The following is a 21,061-nucleotide window of genomic DNA, read 5'->3' on the forward strand; positions in this document are numbered from 1 at the left end:
CGAACGCCGAAGGGTCGGGGCGCGGCATCCGCTCGCCCCCCGACCCTCGCCGTGCCGTGACGTGCGCGACTACGCGGCGGCGTCCTCCGAGCCGACGGCGGCGCGCAGGGCGGCGCCGAGCTCGGCGTCGACATTCGTCCAGTACTGGAAGAACCGCTCGCGGATCGCGTCGACCGTGATCGCCTCGCCCTGCCCGGTCAGCGTCGCGAGCAGGCGCTGCTTCGCCTCGGCCGAGTACACGTCGCGGTAGAGCGTGCCCGGCTGGCCGAAGTCGTCGTCGTCGCTGCGCAGCGTGTAGGCGGCGCGCACGAGCTCGCCGTCGCTCTCCCACGAGCCCTCACCCGCGGCATCCGCATCGGCGACGGGGCCGCCGAACGAGTTCGGCGCGTAGACCGGGGTCGACGGGGCGTTGAATCCGTGCCGCTGTGCGCCGTCCTGAGAGTAGTTGGCGACGGATGCCGCGTGCGGCGCGTTCACCGGGATCTGGTTGTAGTTCGTGCCCACGCGGTAGCGCTGCGCGTCGGGGTAGCTGAACACGCGGGCCATGAGCATCTTGTCGGGGCTGATGCCGATGCCCGGAACGGTGTTCGCGGGCGAGAACGCGGCCTGCTCGATCTCGGCGAAGAAGTTCTGCGGGTTGCGGTCGAGCGTGAGCGTGCCGACCGGGATCAGCGGGTAGTCGGCGTGCGGCCACACCTTCGTGAGGTCGAACGGGTTGAAGCGGTACGTCTTCGCGTCCTCGTAGGGCATGACCTGCACGTGCAGGTCCCACTTCGGGTGGTTGCCGGCCTCGATCGCGTCGTGCAGGTCACGGCGGTAGAAGTCGGCGTCGGCGCCGGCGATCGCCTCGGCCGTCTCGGCGTCGAGGTGCAGGTCGCCCTGCTGCGAGCGGAAGTGGTACTTCACCCAGAACTGCTCGCCCTCGGCGTTGATCCACTGGTACGTGTGCGAGCCGAAGCCGTGCATCTCGCGCCACGACTTGGGCAGGCCGCGGTCGCCCATGAGGTAGGTCACCTGGTGCGCCGACTCGGGCGAGAGGGTCCAGAAGTCCCACTGCATGTCGGCGTCGCGCAGGCCCGAGCCCGGCAGGCGCTTCTGCGAGTGGATGAAGTCGGGGAACTTGATCGCGTCGCGGATGAAGAACACCGGGGTGTTGTTGCCGACGATGTCGTAGTTGCCCTCGGTCGTGTAGAACTTCACCGAGAATCCGCGCACGTCGCGCCAGGTGTCGGGCGAACCCTGCTCACCGGCGACCGACGAGAACCGCATGAGCGTCTCGGACTCGGCGCCCGGCTGGAAGACCGCGGCGCGCGTGTAGGCCGAGACATCCGCCGTGACCTCGAAGCGGCCGAACGCGCCGCCGCCCTTCGCGTGCACGATGCGCTCGGGGATGCGCTCGCGGTTGAACTGCGCGAGCTTCTCGACGAGGTAGCGGTCGTGCAGCACCGTGGCCCCGTCGGCTCCGACGGTGAGGGAGTGCGCATCGCTCGCGACGGGCGTTCCGGTCTGGGTGGTCGTGTTCTCTGACATCGATTCCTTCTCAGTAGGGTGACGGATGCCGCGACGGCGCGACGAACGCACCCGTGAACGGGTACGACGAACGGCGCCGAGCACGGCGGTGGCACGGGCGTGCCGGGGTGGAGGCGGCGGTGCGGCCCGGTTAGGCCGCGACCTCCTGCCGGCAGTTCGCGCAGAGGCCCCAGAAGGTGACCTCGGCGGTGTGCACGACGAACCCGCTCGTGTCGGACGGGGCGAGGCAGGGCGCCTGCCCCACGACGCATTCGACATCGGCCACGGCACGGCATCGCGTGCACACGATGTGGTGGTGGTTGTCGCCGATGCGGCTCTCGTAGAGCGCCGCCGACCCCGCCGGCTCGATGCGCCGGAGGAGTTGCGCCGCGTTCAGGTCGCCGAGCACGTTGTACACGGTCTGCAGCGAGATGCCCGGATGCCGGGCAGCCACACGCGTGTGGACCGCGTCGGCGTCGAGATGCCCGTTGCCGGTGACCGCCTCGAGGACCGCGAGGCGCGGCTCCGTCACGCGGAGCCCGGCCGAGCGGAGGTGCTCGACGGCCGCGTCGCGGATCTCGTCGGTGGTCATGTCACCAGCCTAACGCTTCTTTTGAGTCATTCAAAACAACTGAGCGGATGTCACGGCTGGGCCCCTCGGCTCTCGCGCCCGCCGTCGCGCCCGCCACTCAGTACTGCAGCAGCGAGTACGTCTCGTACCGGTCGCCGAGCGCCGCTCGCCCGCCCAGGTCGACGAGCTCGATCGCGACCGAGATGCCGGCGACCAGCCATCCGGCCCGCTCGACGAGCCGGGCCGCGGCACCGACCGTGCCGCCCGTGGCGAGCACGTCGTCGACGATGAGCACGCGGGTGCCCTGCGGCAGCTCGCCCTCGTGCACCTCGAGCGCGGCCGTGCCGTACTCGAGGGCGTACTCCTCGCGGAGCACCTTGCGCGGGAGCTTGCCCTCCTTGCGGATCGGCAGCAGGCCGGCCCCGCAGAGCGCCGACGCGGCGCCCGCGAGCAGGAACCCCCGGGCCTCGACGCCGGCGAGCACGTCGAACCGCCCGGCGAAGGGCGCGATGAGCGCCTCGGACAGCGCATGGAACGCGGGCCCATCGGCGAAGACCGGCGTCAGGTCGCGGAAGAGGATTCCGGGTTCGGGGAAGTCGGGAATCGTCGCGAGGTTCGATTCGACGAGGTTGCGCACATCCTGCTCGGTCACCGGTCAAGGCTACTCGGCCGGCGGAGTTCAATCGTTCGGTGGAGGCATCCGCCCAGACCGGTTTGCGACCATGGAGGCACCCCGATCTCTGGAGCCCTCGTGTCACCGAAACGCCTGTACCGCACCTTCGCCGTCGCCGAGGCGATCACCTGGACCCTGCTCATCGCAGGCATGGTGCTGAAGTACGGATTCGGCATCGACATCGCGGTCACGATCGGCGGCGGCATCCACGGATTCGTCTTCCTCGCCTACGCGGTCATCGCCGTCGTCGTCGGCGTGAACCAGCGCTGGAACGTCGGGCGCATCGCCTTCGCGTTGCTCACGGCGATCGTGCCGTACGCGACGATCCCGTTCGAGCTCTGGCTCGTGCGCCGCGGTCACCTCGAGGGCGGATGGCGCCGCGAGGCCGGCGAGCACCCGGCCGACGGCTCGTTCCCCAATCGCGTGCTGCGCCTCGTGCTCGCCCGCCCGGTCGTCTCGATCGCCGTCGGCGTGGTCGCCGTCGCCGCCGCGTTCACGGTGCTGCTCGTCATCGGACCGCCCGTGCCGCCGCCCGCAGTCGGCTGAGGTCGGCTGCTACCGCCCCACGCGGTTGACGAGCGCCGTCCAGACGAGGCCGGTCGTCGAGCAGACGAGCAATGCGACGAACACCCACGGCAGCGCCGAGAGCCCGAGCACACCGTAGAGCACCGCGCCCAGCAGCGCGCCGCCGCCGATGCCCGTGTTGAACGCGGTCGTGTAGAACGAGGCCGCCGCGTCGCGGATGCGCGCCGAGGCCGTGTGCAGCAGGCGCGTGTTGAGCATGGTCGGCAGGGCGCCGAAGGCCGTGCCGAAGAGCAGGAAGCTCGCGATGCCGACCACGGGCACGGTCGGGAACGCCGCGAGGCCCGCGACACCGGCGCCCGTGGCGACGAGCGCGACGACGAGTCCGACGGTCGGGCGGCGCCCGAGCACCGCGCCCGCCAGCACGAGTCCGACGGCGCCGGCGATGCCGTAGGCGAGCAGCATCGGGCTGATCGCGCTCGACGGCAGGCCCATGACGTCGGTGATGTACGGCGCGATGTACGTGTAGAAGGTGTACATGCCGATCATGGTCACCGCCGTGATGAGGCACACGACCAGCACCGGCACGAACGTGCGGTCGCTGCGCAGGCGCAGTGGCGCGGCATCCGCTTCACCGGCGTGGTGGCGCACCGGCGGCAGGAAACGCCACACGAGCAGCGCGCCGAGCAGGGTGAGGCCGCCCATGGCCGCGAACGCGAAGCGCCAGCCCAGCGCCTGGCCGAGCGCCGTCGAGAGCGGCACGCCGAGCACGAAGGCGGCCGAGCCGCCGGCGACGCTGATGGAGACCGCGCGGGCGAGCTGCTCCTTGGGCACGAGGTGCCCGGCGTAGGCGCCGACGACCGACCAGAACAGGCCGTGCGCCGCGCCGCCGAGCACGCGCGTCGCGAGCACCGTCGGATAGTTCGGCGCGATCGCCGTGAGCACGCAGCTGAGTGCCAGCACGGCGAGCGTGATGACGATGAGGCGGCGCCGCGGCAGGCGCTTCGTGAGCGCCGAGAGCGGCACCGTCAGCACGACGACCGTTCCGGCGAACACCGTGACGAGCAGGCCCACGAGCGGTTCGGCGACGCCGAGCTCGCGACTCATGTCGGGCAGGAGGCCCGTGGGGATCATCTCGATCGTGACCGAGAGGAAGACGGCGGCGGCGAGCACGGTGAGCCCGAGCCAGGGGAACGGCGGCGCAGGATGCACCGTGGGAATCGAAGAGGTCATGTGATGTGCCCGAACGAGCGTCGACCGTGGGGGCGCGGGCGGGGCTCCGCGAATGCGCACCATGCCACGGGGACTGCGCGCCGTTGTGCGCGCCCAGGGCCGACGGGATCCGACGACCGCGACCAGTCTACCGAGCGGATGCTGCGAGCACGCCTGCCGGCCCGTCGAGGCCGGAGACCGGCAGGTCGTCGACGAACCGGATCGCCGAGCGCTTCAACCCCTCGGCGACGGCATCGACCTGCACGGGCTCGACCGACGGGAACTCGGCGGCGAGGTCGCGCAGCGCCTCCTCGATCGGAAGGGGCCCCGTGGTGGCGAGGCTCGCCACCACGGTGGTTCCGGCGACGGCGCACACGCGGGTCATCGGCAGGGCTGACAGGCGCCGCGCCACCGCATCGAGTTCGGCGAGCCGCGGCGCGAGGCGCAGATGGGCCTCGGTCGCGTAGCCCAACGAGGCGGGGCTCACGACTCCGCGGATGAAGACCTGCCCGGTCGATCGCGCGCGTTCGAGCCGGTTGCCGACCGTCGCCTTGGAGACGTTCAACCGCTCGGCGAGCGACTCGGCCGTGGCCCGGCCGTCGAGGGCCATCGCCTCGAAGAGCGCTTCGGACGTGGGATCGAACTCCGCCGGCGAGGCGAAGAGGCTCGCCATCTCGTCGGCCTGGCCGAGCTGCGCCTGCTGCTCGGCGGTCAGCACGTCGGGGCGCCAGCCCGAGCTCGTGCGGTGGTACCTCGTGATCGGATCGAGCTCGTAGGCCGTCACGCCCGGGATCGCGCCGAGCACGTCGAGGAACGCACGTGCATCGCCCACCCGGAGGTAGGCCTCGCCCACGCAGGTGTTCGACGAGGCGAGCATCGAGAGCATCGGGACATCCGCTCGCTCGGCCAGGGTCGTCGCGACCTCGCGCATCGACGCCGGCGTCGCCGCGACCCGCAGCGAATACGGGGCGAGCCCGAGGCCCGACGGATTGGGCAGGGCCAGCACGCGCACCACGCCCTCGTCGAGCAGGCGCCGTCCGCGCCGGGCGACGCTGCGCTCGGGCTCGCCGATCGCGGCGGCGATGCGGCGCCACGGCGCCCGTCCGTCCTGGACGAGCGCCGCGGCCACCCGGCGGTCCACGTCATCGAGTGGGATGCTCATGCACCGATCCTCCCCCGAGACCGCGTGCGGTGCGAGTCAGCGACCCACGTAGTGCAGGATCCCGGCCATGGCCGCCCGCGCGCCGGTGACCACCGCGCTGCGCGCGTTCGGCTTGAAGAACGGCGAGTGGTTCGCGGCGGGCATCTCGCCGCTCGCGAGATCGGCTAGGGGGAGGCATCCGAAGCCCCAGAAGACCACGGGCACGCCGATCGCGTCGCCGAGCCAGCCGGCGTCCTCCGAGCCCATGCCCATCTTCTCGTTCAGGATGCGCCCCTCGCCGAACTCGGCCTCGAGCGCGGCCGTCACGGCCAGCGTGTGCTCGGGGTCGTTGTAGAGGCGCGGGAAGTTGTTGAGCGGCTCGATCGTGGGCTCGGGCGCGCCGGATGCCGCCGCCTCCGCGGAGACGATGCGGCGGATCGCGGAGAGCACCTGGTCGCGGGTGGTCTCGTCGGGCGTGCGCACGTTGACCGTGAACTCGGCCGATTCGGGGATGATGTTCTCCTTCAGGCCGGCGTGGAACGTGCCGACCGTGACGACCGCGGGCGTGCGCGGCGCGAGCTCGCGCGACACGATCGTCTGCAGGCGCAGCACCGTCGAGGCGGCCTGCACGATCGGGTCGATCGACTGCTCGGGCGAGGAGCCGTGCGCCTGCTTGCCGTGCACCGTGATGCGCCACGAGTCGGCCAGCATCGCCATCGAGCCCTCGGAGATGAAGACGACGTTCTCGGGCAGCGGCCCCACGTGCTGGGCGAGCACGACGCTCGGCTTCGGCGCCTTCTGCCAGAGCCCGTCGTCGATCATGGCCTTCGCGCCCGCGGCCGTCTCCTCGGCGGGCTGGAACACGAACACGACCGTGCCGGCCCAGGTTTCGCGGCGCTCGAGCAGCAGCTGCACCGCACCCAGCGCGGCCGTGATGTGGGTGTCGTGCCCGCAGCCGTGCATGACGGGGGCGGTGTCGCCGTTCGGCAGCGTGCCCGTCGCCGTGCTCGCGTAGTCGAGGCCCGTCTGCTCGAGGATCGGCAGCCCGTCGGTGTCGGCGCGGAACGCGATCACCGGACCCTCGCCGTTCTCGAGCACGGCGACGACGCCCGTGCCGCCCGAGATGAACGACGCGACGCCGAGTTCGGCCAGCCGCTCCTGGATGAACGCGGCCGTCTCGGTCTCGCACGAGGAGAGCTCGGGGTGCGCGTGCAGGTGCCGGTAGATCGCGATATGCGATGCGATGAACTCCTCGGAGAGCTCGGTCGGCCGCGAGGCATCCGCGGCGCTGGCGAGCCCGGCGAGGGCTCCGGCGATCGTGTCGGTCATGTTCCATCTTCCTGTCGGTGCCGGTGGTGCTTCGGTGCGTGGTGCTGTCGAACTGACGGGCGCGGCTGCGCCGGGTTCCAGGGCGGATGCCGCGGAGCGAGCGGATGCCGCGGAGCGAGCGGATGCCGCGGAGCGAGCGGATGCCGCGGAGCGAGCGGATGCCGCGGAGCGAGCGGATGCCGCGGAGCGAGCGGATGCCGCGGGGCGAGCGGATGCCGCGGGGCGGCCCCCATTCGCCGGTGGGCGCTCAATCGCTGATGCCGGCTTCGGCGTACGCCTCGGCCTCCTCGTCGGCCGGGGCCTTCGACTTGGGCTTGATCAGGAACGCGAGGAGCTGGGGGATCATCGCGCCGAACACGGCCGGAAGGATGAAGGCCTGCACGGTCTCGATGAACTCGGCCGGGATGAGGCTCAGCAGCCAGGTGCCGAGCAGGCCGACGATCACGATGAGCGTGATCAGGTGCACGATCACGGCGCCGATGATGGCGGCGCCCGAGACGAACTCGGCGCGCTTCGTGCCGGCCTCGGCTCCGAGCTTGTTCTGGGCGACGATGCTCGCGGGGAGCAGCTTGTTGCCGATGTTGCCGATCATGAACGCCTGGTACATGGCCGACTTGCCGAGGATCGGGTAGTACATGATCGGCTCGATGATCGCTCCGACGCCGAGCAGCAGCGTGACCGCCCCGGCCGCCGTCCAGAACTCGCCGGCGGTGATGCCGAGACCGGTGCCGAACGCGACGTACACCGCGGCCGTCAGGGTGATGAGGAGCCCGAGCCCGAGGGTGATGGGCCCCCAGATCGAGGTGGTGCGGTCGAAGTCCGCGATGCTTCCGGAACGGGGAGATGCCGAGGTGCCGAGTGCCATGGGGATGCCTTCCGTGAGTCGAGTTCGATGCGGTCAGGCGGCGACGACGGCGCCGACGAGGAGGGAGCCGAAGATGGCGATGCCGAGGCCCCACTCGCGCAGCCAGTGCACGCGCCACTTCATCGCGATGAGCAGGCAGGCGCCGCCGATGACGGCGCTCGCCACGAGCACGATGCCGTTGGTGGGGGACTTGCCGATCTCGCTGATGATGAGGAAGGCGAAGGCGAGCGGGAGCACGACGAGCGGTGCGATCGCCATGACCTTCGGGTTGACCTTGCGCAGGGCCTTGCCCGTCTGGTTGAACAGCGGCGTGATGATGAGCGCGGACACCATCCACAGCACGCCGAGCACGCACATCGCGGCGAACGAGATGGCGAACACCTTCGCGGTGTAGCCGTCGCCGCCGAGGGAGGCCCCCACGGTCGAGGCGCCGATTCCGGCTGCGGCGACGTCGTAGGGCGCGGAGCCGACGAGGCCGATGCGCGTGAGCACGGCGGGGGTGCCGAACAACGGCAGCAACGAGAGCGCGACGAGCGCGACGGCGAGCGACGGCCCGATCGCGGCGACGGCGCCGGTGCGCACCGCCTGCGTCACCTCGGCCTGGCTGAGTTCGGCCGCCGTGGCCGAGCGACGGATCGCGCGCAGGTAGATCACCGACTGGAGCACGATGACGGCGAACACCGCGACCGCCAACGCCCAGAGGACCGGATGGAAGGCGATCGCCGTGAAGTCGCCGGTTGACACTGCTCTCAGAGCCATGAGGCCTCCGCTTCATTGAGTGGCCGTTGTTTCGGATGAAACGTGACGATACGGCCGATAAGTTCACTTCACAAGAGATGAATGGCCATTAGTCCACACTTTGCGTGTTTCGGGCGGCGACTTCGAATGTGAATTGCATGTGACGATTCCGGCGAATGGCGAGTCTCGATACGGCGCCGGCGCGCCTCCACGACCGGCGAAGCGGCAGTCGGCACGGCCGACGGCGCCCGCCCCGAGGGCACGTAGACTGGTCGGGTCAGGCATTCGCCCCGCGGCATCCGCTCGCCGCCGTTCTCTGGAGCTCGCCACTCGTGACCACTGAAGCCCCCGCCAACACCGCTGTTCCGACGACGCAGGTGCTCGACACCGTCGAGGTCGCCGCCGCCACTCCCGAGAAGGAGCAGCCGTACGCCGCGCTGGGCCTGAAGCCCGACGAGTACGAGCGCATCCGCAACATCCTCGGCCGCCGCCCCACGAGCGCCGAGCTCGCGATGTACTCGGTCATGTGGAGCGAGCACTGCTCCTACAAGTCCTCGAAGGTCTACCTGCGCCAGTTCGGCAAGAAGGTCACGCCCGAGATGAAGCAGCACCTCATGGTTGGCATGGGCGAGAACGCCGGCGTGCTCGACATCGGCGAGGGCTGGGCCGTCACGTTCAAGATCGAGTCGCACAACCACCCGAGCTACATCGAGCCCTTCCAGGGCGCCGCGACCGGCGTCGGCGGCATCGTGCGCGACATCATCTCGATGGGCGCCCGCCCCGTGGCCGTCATGGACGCCCTGCGGTTCGGCGACATCAGCCACCCCGACACCGCCCGCGTCGTGCACGGCGTGGTGAGCGGCATCAGCTTCTACGGCAACTGCCTGGGCCTGCCGAACATCGGCGGCGAGACCTGGTTCGACTCGGTCTACCAGGCCAACCCGCTCGTGAACGCGCTCGCCGTGGGCGTGCTGCGCCACGAAGACCTGCACCTGGCCAACGCCAAGGGCGCCGGCAACAAGGTCGTGCTGTTCGGCGCCCGCACCGGCGGCGACGGCATCGGCGGCGCCTCGATCCTCGCGTCCGACACGTTCGCCGAGGGCGGCCCGACCAAGCGCCCCGCGGTGCAGGTCGGCGACCCGTTCGCCGAGAAGGTGCTCATCGAGTGCTGCCTCGAGCTCTTCCAGCAAGACCTCGTCGAGGGCATCCAAGACCTCGGCGCCGCCGGCATCTCCTGCGCGACCTCCGAGCTCGCCTCCAACGGCGACGGCGGCATGGCCATCGTGCTCGACGACGTGCTGCTGCGCGACCCCACGCTCACGCCCGAAGAGATCCTGATGAGCGAGAGCCAGGAGCGCATGATGGCGGTCGTGCGCCCCGAGAAACTCGAGGGCTTCCTGAAGGTCGTCGAGAAGTGGGACGTCGAGACGAGCGTGCTCGGCGAGGTCACCGACACCGGCCGCCTCAGCATCATGTGGCACGGTCAAGAGATCGTGAACGTCGACCCGCGCACCGTCGCCGTCGACGGCCCGGTCTACGAGCGCCCGGTCGCCTACCCCACCTGGATCGACGCGCTGCAGGCCGACACCGCCGCGAAGCTCGAGCGACCGGCCACCCCCGACGAGATCCGCGAGCAGTTCCTCGAGCTCGTCGGCTCGGCGAACCAGGCCGATGCCGCGTGGGTCACGAACCAGTACGACTCGTACGTGCTCGGCAACACCGCGCTCGGCGCGCCCGACGACGCGGGCATGATCCGCGTCGACGAGCAGTCGGGGCTGGGCGTCTCGGTCGCGACCGACGCCAACGGCCGCTACTCCTACCTCGACCCGCGCCAGGGCGCGAAGCTCGCGCTCGCCGAGGCGTTCCGCAACGTCGCCGTCACGGGCGCCAAGCCCATGGGCGTCAGCGACTGCCTGAACTTCGGCTCCCCCGAGAACCCCGAGGTCATGTGGCAGTTCTCCGAGACCGTCGAGGGCCTGAGCGACGGATGCCTCGAGCTCGGCATCCCCGTCACGGGCGGCAACGTCAGCTTCTACAACCAGACCGGTGACGTGCCGATCCACCCGACGCCGGTCATCGCCGTGCTCGGCGTGATCGACGACGTCGCCCGCCGCATCCCGAGCGGATGGCAGGACGACGGCCACAACATCTACCTGCTCGGCGACACCGCGCTCGAGCTCGACGGCTCCGCGTGGGCCGGCACCGTGCACAGCCACCTCGGCGGTCGCCCGCCCGCCGTGTCGCTCGAGGGCGAGAAGACGCTCGCCGAGCTGCTCGCCGCGGCGGCGCTCGAGGGGCTCATCGACTCCGCGCACGACCTCAGCGACGGCGGCCTCGCGATCGCACTCGCCGAGGCCGTGTCGCGCTTCGGCGTCGGCGCCCGCGTGTTCCTCGGCGAGGTCACGGGCGACGCCGGCATCGACGTCGCGACGGCGCTCTTCTCCGAGTCGGCCGGTCGCGTCATCGTCACGGTTCCCCGCGAAGACGATGTGAAGTTCCGCGGACTCTGCGAGGGCCGCGGCTACCCCGTGCGTCGCATCGGCGTGACGGATGCCTCGTCCGGCTCGCTCGAGGTGCAGGGCGCGTTCACCGTCTCGATCGACGAGCTGCGCGGTGTCAACCGCGCCCCGCTCGCCGACGCGTTCGGGCCCGTCGTCGGGTACTGAGCGCTCGCCCGAGGTTTCCGTTCTCGCCGGATGTCTCCGTTCGCTCGGAAACCTCAGGCGCGAACGGAAACATGCGGCGCGTCTGGAATTCCCGCGTGCAAGACTGACCGGGTGACCGGCCCGCAGCCCTACCCCGAGGCGTATGCCGTGGCGCACGGCGGGTTCAGCCTCGTGCCCGCCGCGTACGTGTTCCTCGTCGACGGCGAGGGCCGGGTGCTGCTGCAGCGACGGGCGAACACCGACTACTACGACGGCTGGTGGGCGGCCGGCGCGGCCGGACATGTCGAGGCGGGCGAGTCCGTGCACGAGGCATCCGCTCGTGAGGCGCTCGAAGAGCTCGGGGTGGTCGTCGACCCCGTCGACCTCGAGCCGCTGACGGCCATGCACCGCACGGCTCCGACCGGGCTGCCGGTCGACCAGCGCCTCGACGTGTTCTTCGCCTGCCACCACTGGACCGGCGAGCCCGCACTGCAGGAGGACAAGGCGAGCGACCTCGCCTGGTTCGACCTTGCCGACCTGCCCGAGCAGGTCGTGCACCACGAGCGGTTCGTGCTCGAGCACTGGCGCGACGGCACGCTGTCGACCGTCTCGACGTTCGGGTTCGGGCCCGAAGGCGAAGGGTCCGCGTGATGCAGCTTCTCTCGACGGCCACCGGCATCGGCGCCGGCATCCTCGTACTGGCGCTCATCATCGGCATGACCGTGCGCGCGGTGCGGGCCGAGCCCGGTCAGCGTCTGCGGACGGCGTTCAGCCCGCTCATGAGCTCGCTCGAGGTGCATCAGGAACTGCACACCGGGCAGAAGGGCCTGCAGCAGAACGTCATCGAGACGATCCAGGAGCAGTCGACGCATCCGTCGCGTACCGACCGCGACCCCGAGCACTGACCCGAGCGGCCCGGCCCGCATGACCCCGTGTGACGATCTGGTCGCCCCGTGACGCCGACGGATGACCCGTGCCGCGCGCATCGGTAACGTGCGCGCATGACACTCATCGACTCCGTCACCGTGCCCGAGACCTCCGCCGCCGAACGTGCCGAACGACTCGCCACCGCCGGCGCCGCATGGCAGGAACGCATCGCCGCAGACACCTCGAACGCGCACCTCACCTACCGGGTCTCCGGCAGCGGTACCGGTGCCGTCGCGAGCGAGATCACCGCGGGCAAGCACCGCTTCCTCGTCGACGAGCCGGCCGCCCTCGCGGGCGACGACCTCGCCGCCAGCCCCGTCGAGTACGCGCTCGGCGCGCTCATCTCCTGCCAGATCGTGGTCTACCGGCTCTACGCGAACGCGCTCGGCATCGTGGTCGACGAGGTCGCGATCGACGCCGAGGGCGACCTCGATGCCCGCAAGCTCTTCGGCATCGACGAGTCCGTGCGGGCGGGCTTCAACGCGGTGCGCCTCACCGTGAAGCTCACCGGGCCCGAGAGCGCCGAACGCTACGACGAACTGCGGCGCGTCGTCGACGCGCACTGCCCCGTGCTCGACCTCTTCGCGAATCCGGTTCCCACGACGGTCTCGCTCGGCTGACCCGGCCGGAAGGTTTGACCGCATCCGCCGCCGGGCGATCCGTCACCGCGACCTGCTCACCAGGTCGAGCAGCGCCGAGCCGTAGGCCTCGGCGACGTCAGGGTGCTCGAACCGCATCCGTTCGCCTTCGAGTTCGATCTCGACCTCGAAGGCGTCGTCGAGTCGTCTGAGCGACCGGAACGTCGCCCGCAGCAGCTCGCGCAGCTGATCCTCCCGCGGCAACCACACCGCGTCGGCGAGTTCGACCGAGTCGAGCGCCCATTCGGTCGTGCCGTTGAAGGCGAGGATCGTGCCGGTCGGCTGCCGACGCGCCTCGATCGTCATCTCGCTCACGGTGAAGACGTCAGCCTCCGCTTCGGCCTCGACATGGGAGGGAAGGTCGAGCTGGAAGCGATCACCGGAGGCGGGATGCCACACGAGTCCGGCGTCTCGGAGGGCGAGCGCGAGCTCTCGGCTGATCATCTCCCCATGCTGCCCTGAACCCGACGCCGCGTCACGCCCCGAATCGGGCGCGCCTTCACGCTCGCTCGGGCGGATGTGCCAGCAGTTCGACGCGCTCGGCGAGGTACCGCTCGAACTGGGCCAGGGCGTCGGGTTGGGTCGGGCTCCAGCGCACGAGCACCTCGCCGTCGCGCACCACGAGCGGGCCGGATGCCGCGGTGCGGGCGAGATCGTCGAGGTCGACCTGTCGCGTGTCGAAGTTGACCGTGTCGCCCTCGGGGATTCCGCCCTTCACGGCCGCGGCTCGCAGCGCCCGCTGCTCGGCGACGGACTCGGCCGTGACGCTGCGGCGCGCGGCGCGCTCGGCCCGCACGACGCGCCCGGTGCCGTGCAGCGCGCCGTCCTCGGCGACGAGCAGCACCCCGAGGCGCCAGACGCGCGCGGTCGGCATCATGCGCGCGGCGCGCGGAAGGCCGAGCACGCGCCGCTCGGGCACGTAGTCGGCGAGCCCCTCCCGGCGCGCATCCGCCGCGGCGAGTTCCGTGGCGGCCGCCGCCGCGAGATGGCGTACGAGCGCTGCGGCGCGCTCGTACGGCCGGTCGGGTCCGTCCTGCGGAACGTCGGACGCCGGCCCCGCAGCATCCGCTCGGCTCGGACTGCCGCTCGCGCCGCCGGAACCGGCGCCGCCGATACTCGCGCGGTCGACACTCGCGCGGTCGACACCCGCGCGGTCGATGCCTCCGTCGGGGCCGGGGTTCGGGGTCATCCCCCAATGTTCCCCCGAAGCCGGCCCCGGCGGAAGCGGCTCAGCCGGCGGCCCGCCGCCCGGGCGCGACGCCCACGCGGATGTGACCGCCGCTCGCGGCCTCCTCGAGCGCGAGGTCGAGCATCGCGAGCGCGTGGGTGGGGCCGACCATCTCGTCCAACGGCAGGATCCGCCAGGAACGCTCGAGGAACGCGACCGCCTGCTCGAGGTGTCGGGCCGTGTAGTTGTGCACGCCGGTGATCGTGAGCAGGCGCCGCACGATCGACTCGGGGTCCACGCACAGCTCGGTTCCGCCCGAGACGCTGCCGACGAGCACGACGACCCCGCCGGTGCCCACCGACGCGACGGCCGTGCGCACCCCCGCGGCCGAACCCGAGGCCTCGATCGCGACGAGCACCTCACGGGGGGCGCCGCCGGACGCGCCGGCGCCGTCGCCCGCCAGCCCGGCGAGCACCGCGTCGAGTCGGTCGGGTGCGCCGGCCCTCGCACGCGGGTCGACCGTGTGGGCGCCGAGCCGGCGGGCGAACGCCCGGCGCGCGGCATCCGGCTCGGAGACGATCACGGTCGCACCGGCGTCCACGGCGACGGCCGCCGCGGACAGGCCGATCATGCCGCCGCCCGTGATGAGCACGATCGCGTCGTCGAGGTCGATGCGAGCGGATGCCGCGTCGAGGGCGGCGACGACGGTCGCGGTCGAGCACGAGGCCGGCGCCGCGACCGTGGCGGGGACGTCCTCGTCGATGCGGACGATCGCCGTGCCGGCGCGGAGCTGCACGTGGGTCGCGAAACCGCCCGACAGCTCCCAGCCGCGGTGCACGCGCTCATGGCCGTACTTCGCGAGGTTGCGGCACTTCTGCGGGATCCCGCGCGCGCAGCGATCGCAGGCGCCGCAGCTCACGGTGACCGACCAGACGACGCGGTCGCCGAGCTCGAGCGGGCTGCCGTCGGAGCGCACGGCGTCGGGCCCGAGGGCGACGACGCGACCGACCTGCTCGTGGCCGAGCACGAGGGGCGTCGGCGCGGGGCGGTGGCCGAGCACCGTGTGCACGTCGGAACCGCAGATCGTGGCGAGCTCGATCTCGACGAGCGCCTCTCCGGCGGAGAGGTGCACGCCGGGGACGGCGAGGGCCTCGAGCGGTCGACCGGGCTCGTTCCAGACCATCGCGACGGGCGATGGCTTCACGAGGACATCGGCTTCGGTGAGTCTGGCGACGGTGTGCATGGTCACGCGGCACCCTGCCCGTCGCCGCGCGCGGCGTCGCCCGAGATGCCGAGGAGCAACGCCAGCTCGCCGATGTGCTCGATGACCTCGTCGGCGCCGGCGGCCTCGAGCGCCTCGCGGTCGTGGGAACCGGTGAGCACGCCGACCACGAGGCCGGCACCGGCGTTCACGCCCGACTCGATGTCGCTCACGGTGTCGCCGACCACGACCATCGCCTCGACCGAGTCGGTGCGGGTGCGCATGAGTGCGGTGAGCGCCATGTCGGGTGCCGGGCGGCCACGGCCGGCGTCGGCGGGCGACAGCACGAGGTCGGCCAGGCCGTGCCAGCCGAGCGCGTCGATGATCGCGTCGCGCGTGACGGGGGCGAAGCCGGTGGTGAGGGCGACGGATGCCCCGGCCGCGTGCAGCTGCTCGATGACGGCGCGCGCCCCGGGGATCTCCGAGACGCCGACCTGGCCCACGAGTTCGGCGTAGGCGCCCTCGAACTCGGCGTTCGCGCGCTCGGCCGCGGCGAGGTCGCCGTCGGCGAGGGCGGTGAAGACCTCGATCTTGGACTGGCCCATGGTGTCGCGCACGTACTGCAGGGCCCCGTCGAAGTCGTCGCCGACGGCGATGCCGCTGCGCTCGGCGGCGAGCGCGAACGCGCGCTCGACGAGCCCGTCGTCGGAGACGGTCGTGCCGGCCATGTCGAGCACGATCAGCTCGATGAGGATCTCGCCGTCCTCTTCGTCGTCCTCGTCGTCGTCGAGCAACGCGAAGTCCTCGCCCTGGCCCTCGTCGTCGAGATCCCAGCCCTCGCGCTCGGACGGCTCGGGGCGGGCGTCGTCGAGCTCGGTCCCGTCCAGCGCGTCGAGCGTGTCGGCCCCCTCGAGCAGGTCGGATGCGGTCTTCGGGTCTCGGGTGCTCATGATGCGCCTCTCTGCGTGGTGTGGCTGGTGGTCGTAGGGGTTGCGGTGGCGCCGTCGGCGATGGTGGAGACGACGCGCTCGGCGAGTCCGAGCCCGGTCGTCATGCCGATGCCGGTGGTCGCGGCGGCGAGGTGCACGCCGGGCTCGACCTCCTCGATGAGGAAGTCGTCGGGTCCGCTCGCGTAGACGCCCTGCCAGCGCTCGATGACGCGCGGCGGCTCGACGCCGAAGAGCTCGCGCGTGACCTCGAGCAGCGCCTCGAACGCGATCTCGGGCTGGAAGGGGGCGACGGTCGCGCCGCGGTAGTGCGTGTCGCCGACGATCACCGACCCGTCGGGCAGCTGCGTGTACATCTGGTTGAGGTCGAGCGCGGCCAGTGCGGGATGCTCGGCATGGAGGCGATCGCGGAGGGCGGATGCCGCGACCGTCGCCGCGAACCCGCTGTAGCGCACGAGCGACCAGCCGGTGAGCAGCGGCGCCGCCAGCGGCATCCGCAGGTCGGGGATGACGACCCGCATCATGTCGAGGCCGCAGCGCACGATGCCGCGCTGCTCCGCGACCTCGGGATACAGCAGGTCGAGGTCATGGTTCGCCGCGACGACGACGGCCCCGGCGTCGATCGGGCCACGGCTCGTCTCGACGCGGCCGGGTCGCACGCCCGTCACGGTCGTGCGCATGCGGAACTCCACACCGAGTCGTGCGAGGTGCGCGGTGAGCGCGGCGACGGCCTGACGCGGATCGGCCTGCAGGTCCTGCGGCAGGAACGCTCCGCCGACCGAGGTACCGCCGGCCAGCGGCATCCGCTCCTCGGCCTCGTGGGCGTCGAGCAGCTCGACCTCGTCGCCGCGCGTTGCGGCGAACTCCTCGAGCAGCGCGAGCTCGTCGTCGTGGCGTGCCGCGACGAGCGTGCCCGATTCGCGCAGCCACACGCCGGCGTCGCGGGCGAGCTCGACCCAGCGCTGCCGGGCCACGAGGGCGAACTCGCGCGCGAGGCCCGCCTGGGGCGTGATGCAGAGGTGGCCGAAGTTGCGGATCGAGGCGCCGGAGGCCTCGCTGCCGCGTTCGATCACGACGACGCTCATTCCGCGACGACGGGCGGCGAGCGCCGTGCCCAGCCCGACGATGCCGCCGCCGACGACGGCGAGGTCGAACCGCGAGCCGATTCCCGCGCCGCTCATCGGAACACCCGCCGCATCCACACCGCGATGCCCTCGACGATGAGCACCGTCACGAGGATCATGAACACGATCGACGTGACGACCTGGTAGTTCGACCCCTGCCCGGCGTTCAGCAGGTAGTAGCCGATGCCGCCGCCGCCCACGATGCCGAGGATCGTGGCCGCGCGGATGTTCGTGTCGAGCAGGTAGAAGCTGTGGCCGATGAGTGCCCGAGTGCCCTGCGGCACCGTGGCGGAGGCATAGACCTGCGTGCGGCTCGCCCCGGTCGCCCGCACCGCGCGCTCGGGCCCGGCGGAGACCTCCTCGAAGGAGTCGGCGATGAGCTTGCCGAGCAGCCCGATGCCGCCGAACGCGAGGGCGAGCGTGCCCGCCTGCGGCCCGAGGCCGGTGATGACGATGAGCACGATCGCGAGGATGAGCTCGGGGATGCCGCGGATCACGAGCAGCAGCAGCCGGAACGTGCCGCGCACGGTGCCGTTCGGCGCCACGTTGCGGGCGGCGAGCGAGCCGACGACGATCGACACGACCACGGCCATCAGGGTCGCCGCGAGCGCGATCATGATCGTCTGGCCCATCGCGGTGAACATGGTCGAGGCGTCGTAGTTGCCGAAGTTCGGCGGCCAGAACTTCGCCGCGACCGCGGGCACCTTGGCCCAGAAGGTGATGAGGTCGCCCCACTGGATGTTGCACACGAGCACGCTCGCGACGATGACGGCGAGCGTGATCCAGCCCCACGCGGTGTTGCGGATGCGGGTCGCCGTCCACGGACGGCGGAGCGCCGCCTCGAGGTCGGATGCCACGGACGCCTCGAACTGCGGTGAGCTGCCGGTCGCGGCATCCGCTCGTCTCGATGTCGTGGCGGAAGTGCGGCGGGCACGCGCGTTCGCGACGCCGCGCACGACCCGGTCGCCGATGCCGCGTCGGGTCGGCGCCACGCCGAGCATCGCGGTGCGGATGACGCTCGAGACGATCTCCATGGCCACGCAGAGCAGGAACATGACGATCGCGATGCCGAGGCCCTCGGAGTAGTTCAGCGACTTGAACGCGAACGACATCTCCATGCCGAGTCCCACGATGCCGACGTAGCCGAGCACGACCGAGCCGCGAAGGTTGATGTCGTTGCGGTGCAGCACCGTGGCCACCCACGACGGGAGCACCTGGGGCAGGATGCCGCTGGTGAACTCCTGCAGCTTCGAGCCGCCGGCGGCACGGATCGCGAGGCGCGGACCCTCGTCGATCTGCTCGATGGCGTCGGCGAAGAGCTTGGAGATCATGCCGATCGAGTGGATGCCGATGGCGAGGATGCCCGGCAGCGTGCCGATCGTGAACATGAGCACGAAGACCATCGCGAGCACGACGTCGGGGATGGCGCGGGTGAGCACCGTGATGAACCGGCCGAATGCCTGCCAGCCCCGGCCGGGCGTCGTGTTCGACGCCGCGAGGTAGGCGACGGGCACCGAGATGACGGCCGCGAAGAGCGTGCCGCAGATGACGAGTCCGAGCGTGAGGGCGGTGAGCTGCGCGAGCTCCGCCGCGGGCGGGAACTCGATGCCGCCGACGCGCGCGAAGAACCGCTCGGCGTTGCCCCAGCTCTCGAAGAGCGAGGGGATCGAGATTCCCGACTCGGCGATCGCGTAGATCGCGATACCGACGATGGCGAGCAGGGTGAGCGAGGCGGCGATGCGCTCCGGCGAGACGACGCGCTTCGGCGCACGGTCCAGCACGGTGTCGGGCGCGGCGGACGGGCGCGGCGGCGCATCCCCTCCGGGCCGCGGTTCGGCGAGCACGGGAGGCATCAGCGCACCGGCTCCGTCACGGGCGCGGCATCCGGCACCTCGGCGGTGAGCTCGGTCTCGATGGCGGAGAGCTCGCTGGTGGAGGTGACGACCTTGCCGTAGATCTCCATGACCTCGGCCTTGGACAGGCCGGAGGCCGGGGTGTCGAGCACGACCTCGCCGTGGCGGAGGCCGACGATGCGGTCGCCCCACGAGAGCGCGAGGTCGACCTGGTGCAGGCTGCAGACGACGGTGAGGCCCGCGTCGAGCGCGATCTCGCGGATGAGTGCCATGACCTGTGCGCTCGACTCGGGGTCGAGCGAGGCGACGGGCTCGTCGGCGAGCAGGATCTCGGGCTCCTGCATGAGGGCGCGGGCGATGGCCACGCGCTGCTGCTGCCCTCCCGAGAGCGTGTCGGCGCGCTGGTACGCACGGTCGAGCAGGCCGACCCGGTCGAGGTGCCCGAGGGCGGCCAGCTTGAGCTTCTTCGGGTAGGACCAGAGCCCGAGGCGCGGCCCGCGGAGCTCGGCGAGCGAACCCGTGAGCACGTTCTCGAGCACGGTCAGCGACGGCACGAGCTCGAACTGCTGGAACACGAACCCGACGCGGCCGCGCAGGGCCCGGAGGCGCCGCCCGGTGAGGGACGGCACCTCCTGGCCGAGCACGCGCACGGAGCCCGAGGTGGGCGTCTCGAGGCCGTCGAGGTGCCGCAGCAGCGTCGACTTGCCCGAGCCCGAGCGACCGAGCAGCACGACGATCTCGCCGCGGTCGACCTTCAGGGCGGCGTCCCCCAACGCCACCGTGTCGCCGAACCGCTTCGTGAGGCCCTCGACCTCGATGACGGATGTCTCGCTCATGTCCTTCTCCCGTGTTCCATGTGTCGGACCGGCCCGGCGGGGGCTCCGCCGGGCCGGTCGGTCAGGGCATCAGCCCTGGCACTGCGTCGCGTTGGTGACCTTGCAGATGTCGCGGATGGTGTCGTAGTACGCATCGTCGACGGGCGAGGTCGCGTAGAACACGCTGCGGAATCCGTCGGAGTCGGCCGATTCGACGCCCGAGGCGATGATGTCGTCGATCGTGACCTCGCTGAGGATGTCGGTCAGCTGCGCCTTGAGCTCGGCGGGGAGCGTGTCGGAGACGACGATCGGGGCGCCGGGGACCATGGTCTCGGCGATGACCTTCACCTTGTCGCTCTTCTCGACCTCGCTGTCCTCGGCGAAGCCGGCCTCGCACTCCACACCCTCGCCGACCTTGGCCACCGAGACGTCGTGCTTGCCCGCGAAGACCGGCGTGACGTCGGTCTCGGGGTCGATGCCCTCTTCGAGCAGGTTGTACGACGGGAACAGGTAGCCCGAGGTCGACGACGGGTCGACGAAGCAGACCTTCTTGCCCTTGAAGCCCGCGAGGTCGGTGATGTCGCTGCCCACGGGCACGATCGCCTGCGAGTAGTAGCCGGGCTCCTGTCCCTCGTCGGTGACGATCGAGGAGACGGGCGTGATGGCGGCGCCGTTGTTCTTGGCCGTGACGTACGTGAAGCCCGAGAACGACGCGACGTCGATCTTGCCGGCGACGGCGGCCTCGATGAGCGCCGCGTAGTCGGTCGACTCGTGGTACTCGACGGTCTTGCCGGTCTCCTGGGCGATGTAGTCCATGAGCGGCTGGTAGTTGGTCTCGGTGTCGACCGAGTCGGGGACGACGCCGAACACGAGCGTGTTCTCGTCGACGGCGAAGGTGCCCGCAGCGGCCGAGGCCTCGTCGGACGTGTCGGCGCTGGCCGACGAACAGGCCGCGAGGCCCACGGTGAGCAGTGCGGCGGCGCCGAGTGCGACGACGGCCTTGGGGGTGAATCTCATCGGAAACCTTTCGTGGTGTGCGCCCGGTGCGGCGCATGCTGTGTGCGTTCCGGTGGTTCACGGTAGGCAGCGGCCGCCAACGCCGCCCGACCACATGGTTACGGGTGAGTGAACCGCGAACGGCGAGGCGGCGCGGCTGTTCGATCAGGTCGTGGGCGCGGGCGGT

Annotated in this window: 21 protein-coding genes; 5 read left to right on the plus strand and 16 right to left on the minus strand. The window is 71.3% G+C overall.

Annotated features, from left to right (window positions below):
- Positions 1-69: 69 nt before the first annotated feature.
- The 3 genes from AC3IPY_RS17905 to AC3IPY_RS17915 all read right to left on the minus strand — a co-directional run bounded on the left by AC3IPY_RS17905 (position 70) and on the right by AC3IPY_RS17915 (position 2,732).
- Positions 70-1,530 carry a catalase gene (locus tag AC3IPY_RS17905; protein ID WP_489185629.1) on the minus strand — a complete coding sequence of 487 codons (1,461 nt, stop codon included), beginning with the start codon at positions 1,528-1,530 and terminating at the stop codon, positions 70-72.
- A gap of 130 nt (positions 1,531-1,660) precedes the next feature.
- On the minus strand, positions 1,661-2,101 hold the full coding sequence (locus AC3IPY_RS17910; RefSeq protein WP_489185630.1) for a Fur family transcriptional regulator: 441 nt from the start codon (positions 2,099-2,101) through the stop codon (positions 1,661-1,663).
- Between the two features lie 97 nt (positions 2,102-2,198).
- Positions 2,199-2,732 carry an adenine phosphoribosyltransferase gene (locus AC3IPY_RS17915; protein ID WP_489185631.1) on the minus strand — a complete coding sequence of 178 codons (534 nt, stop codon included), beginning with the start codon at positions 2,730-2,732 and terminating at the stop codon, positions 2,199-2,201.
- Between the two features lie 99 nt (positions 2,733-2,831).
- On the opposite strand from AC3IPY_RS17915, the gene AC3IPY_RS17920 reads away from it, so the two are divergent.
- Complete coding sequence (locus tag AC3IPY_RS17920; protein ID WP_489185632.1) at positions 2,832-3,299, plus strand: DUF3817 domain-containing protein; 468 nt, start codon at positions 2,832-2,834, stop codon at positions 3,297-3,299.
- A gap of 9 nt (positions 3,300-3,308) precedes the next feature.
- On the opposite strand, the gene AC3IPY_RS17925 is transcribed toward AC3IPY_RS17920, so the two are convergent.
- The 5 genes from AC3IPY_RS17925 to AC3IPY_RS17945 form a co-directional block, all read right to left on the minus strand.
- The gene (locus tag AC3IPY_RS17925) at positions 3,309-4,508 is read right to left on the minus strand and encodes an MFS transporter (RefSeq protein WP_489185633.1); all 1,200 of its coding nucleotides are present in this window, start codon (positions 4,506-4,508) and stop codon (positions 3,309-3,311) included.
- Positions 4,509-4,635: 127 nt separating this feature from the next.
- A complete protein-coding gene (locus tag AC3IPY_RS17930) occupies positions 4,636-5,649 on the minus strand; it encodes an Lrp/AsnC family transcriptional regulator (protein ID WP_489185634.1) in 1,014 nt (337 codons plus the stop codon).
- A gap of 36 nt (positions 5,650-5,685) precedes the next feature.
- Positions 5,686-6,957: an amidohydrolase gene (locus AC3IPY_RS17935; protein WP_489185635.1), complete on the minus strand. Its 1,272-nt coding sequence runs from the start codon at positions 6,955-6,957 to the stop codon at positions 5,686-5,688.
- A 247-nt stretch (positions 6,958-7,204) separates the two neighbouring features.
- The gene (locus tag AC3IPY_RS17940) at positions 7,205-7,822 is read right to left on the minus strand and encodes a hypothetical protein (protein ID WP_489185636.1); all 618 of its coding nucleotides are present in this window, start codon (positions 7,820-7,822) and stop codon (positions 7,205-7,207) included.
- Positions 7,823-7,855: 33 nt separating this feature from the next.
- On the minus strand, positions 7,856-8,581 hold the full coding sequence (locus AC3IPY_RS17945) for a DUF5058 family protein (protein WP_489185637.1): 726 nt from the start codon (positions 8,579-8,581) through the stop codon (positions 7,856-7,858).
- Between the two features lie 311 nt (positions 8,582-8,892).
- Here AC3IPY_RS17945 and purL point away from each other — a divergent pair, with 311 nt between their 5' ends.
- From purL to AC3IPY_RS17965, 4 genes are all read left to right on the plus strand, one after another.
- Positions 8,893-11,226, plus strand: a complete 2,334-nt coding sequence (gene purL / locus AC3IPY_RS17950; RefSeq protein WP_489185638.1) for a phosphoribosylformylglycinamidine synthase subunit PurL — start codon at positions 8,893-8,895, stop codon at positions 11,224-11,226.
- 111 nt (positions 11,227-11,337) lie between these two features.
- A complete protein-coding gene (locus tag AC3IPY_RS17955; RefSeq protein ID WP_489185639.1) occupies positions 11,338-11,856 on the plus strand; it encodes an NUDIX hydrolase in 519 nt (172 codons plus the stop codon).
- Entirely contained in the window at positions 11,856-12,110 is a 255-nt protein-coding gene (locus AC3IPY_RS17960; protein ID WP_489185640.1) for a hypothetical protein, read from the plus strand. Before AC3IPY_RS17955 ends, AC3IPY_RS17960 begins: the two co-directional genes overlap by 1 nt.
- Positions 12,111-12,206: 96 nt before the next feature.
- On the plus strand, positions 12,207-12,752 hold the full coding sequence (locus AC3IPY_RS17965) for an OsmC family protein (protein ID WP_489185641.1): 546 nt from the start codon (positions 12,207-12,209) through the stop codon (positions 12,750-12,752).
- A 42-nt stretch (positions 12,753-12,794) separates the two neighbouring features.
- Here the strand turns inward: AC3IPY_RS17965 and AC3IPY_RS17970 are convergent, their stop codons facing one another.
- The 8 genes from AC3IPY_RS17970 to AC3IPY_RS18005 form a co-directional block, all read right to left on the minus strand.
- Entirely contained in the window at positions 12,795-13,214 is a 420-nt protein-coding gene (locus AC3IPY_RS17970; RefSeq protein ID WP_489185642.1) for a pilus assembly protein CpaE, read from the minus strand.
- A 55-nt stretch (positions 13,215-13,269) separates the two neighbouring features.
- Positions 13,270-13,959, minus strand: a complete 690-nt coding sequence (locus AC3IPY_RS17975; RefSeq protein ID WP_489185643.1) for a hypothetical protein — start codon at positions 13,957-13,959, stop codon at positions 13,270-13,272.
- 40 nt (positions 13,960-13,999) lie between these two features.
- On the minus strand, positions 14,000-15,181 hold the full coding sequence (locus AC3IPY_RS17980) for an alcohol dehydrogenase catalytic domain-containing protein (RefSeq protein ID WP_489188367.1): 1,182 nt from the start codon (positions 15,179-15,181) through the stop codon (positions 14,000-14,002).
- Positions 15,182-15,183: 2 nt separating this feature from the next.
- Entirely contained in the window at positions 15,184-16,089 is a 906-nt protein-coding gene (locus AC3IPY_RS17985; protein WP_489185644.1) for an HAD family hydrolase, read from the minus strand.
- Positions 16,086-17,267 (minus strand): TIGR03364 family FAD-dependent oxidoreductase, encoded by a 1,182-nt coding sequence (locus AC3IPY_RS17990; protein ID WP_489185645.1) that lies wholly within the window; start codon positions 17,265-17,267, stop codon positions 16,086-16,088. The genes AC3IPY_RS17985 and AC3IPY_RS17990 overlap by 4 nt, the downstream gene beginning before the upstream one ends.
- On the minus strand, positions 17,264-19,063 hold the full coding sequence (gene phnE, locus AC3IPY_RS17995; protein WP_489185646.1) for a phosphonate ABC transporter, permease protein PhnE: 1,800 nt from the start codon (positions 19,061-19,063) through the stop codon (positions 17,264-17,266). The genes AC3IPY_RS17990 and phnE overlap by 4 nt, the downstream gene beginning before the upstream one ends.
- Complete coding sequence (gene phnC / locus AC3IPY_RS18000) at positions 19,063-19,899, minus strand: phosphonate ABC transporter ATP-binding protein (RefSeq protein WP_489185647.1); 837 nt, start codon at positions 19,897-19,899, stop codon at positions 19,063-19,065. The genes phnE and phnC overlap by 1 nt, the downstream gene beginning before the upstream one ends.
- Before the next feature lie 69 nt (positions 19,900-19,968).
- On the minus strand, positions 19,969-20,895 hold the full coding sequence (locus AC3IPY_RS18005; protein WP_489185648.1) for a phosphate/phosphite/phosphonate ABC transporter substrate-binding protein: 927 nt from the start codon (positions 20,893-20,895) through the stop codon (positions 19,969-19,971).
- Between the last annotated feature and the right edge of the window lie 166 nt (positions 20,896-21,061).

The sequence above is a fragment of the Agromyces sp. GL_144 genome (assembly GCF_057834305.1).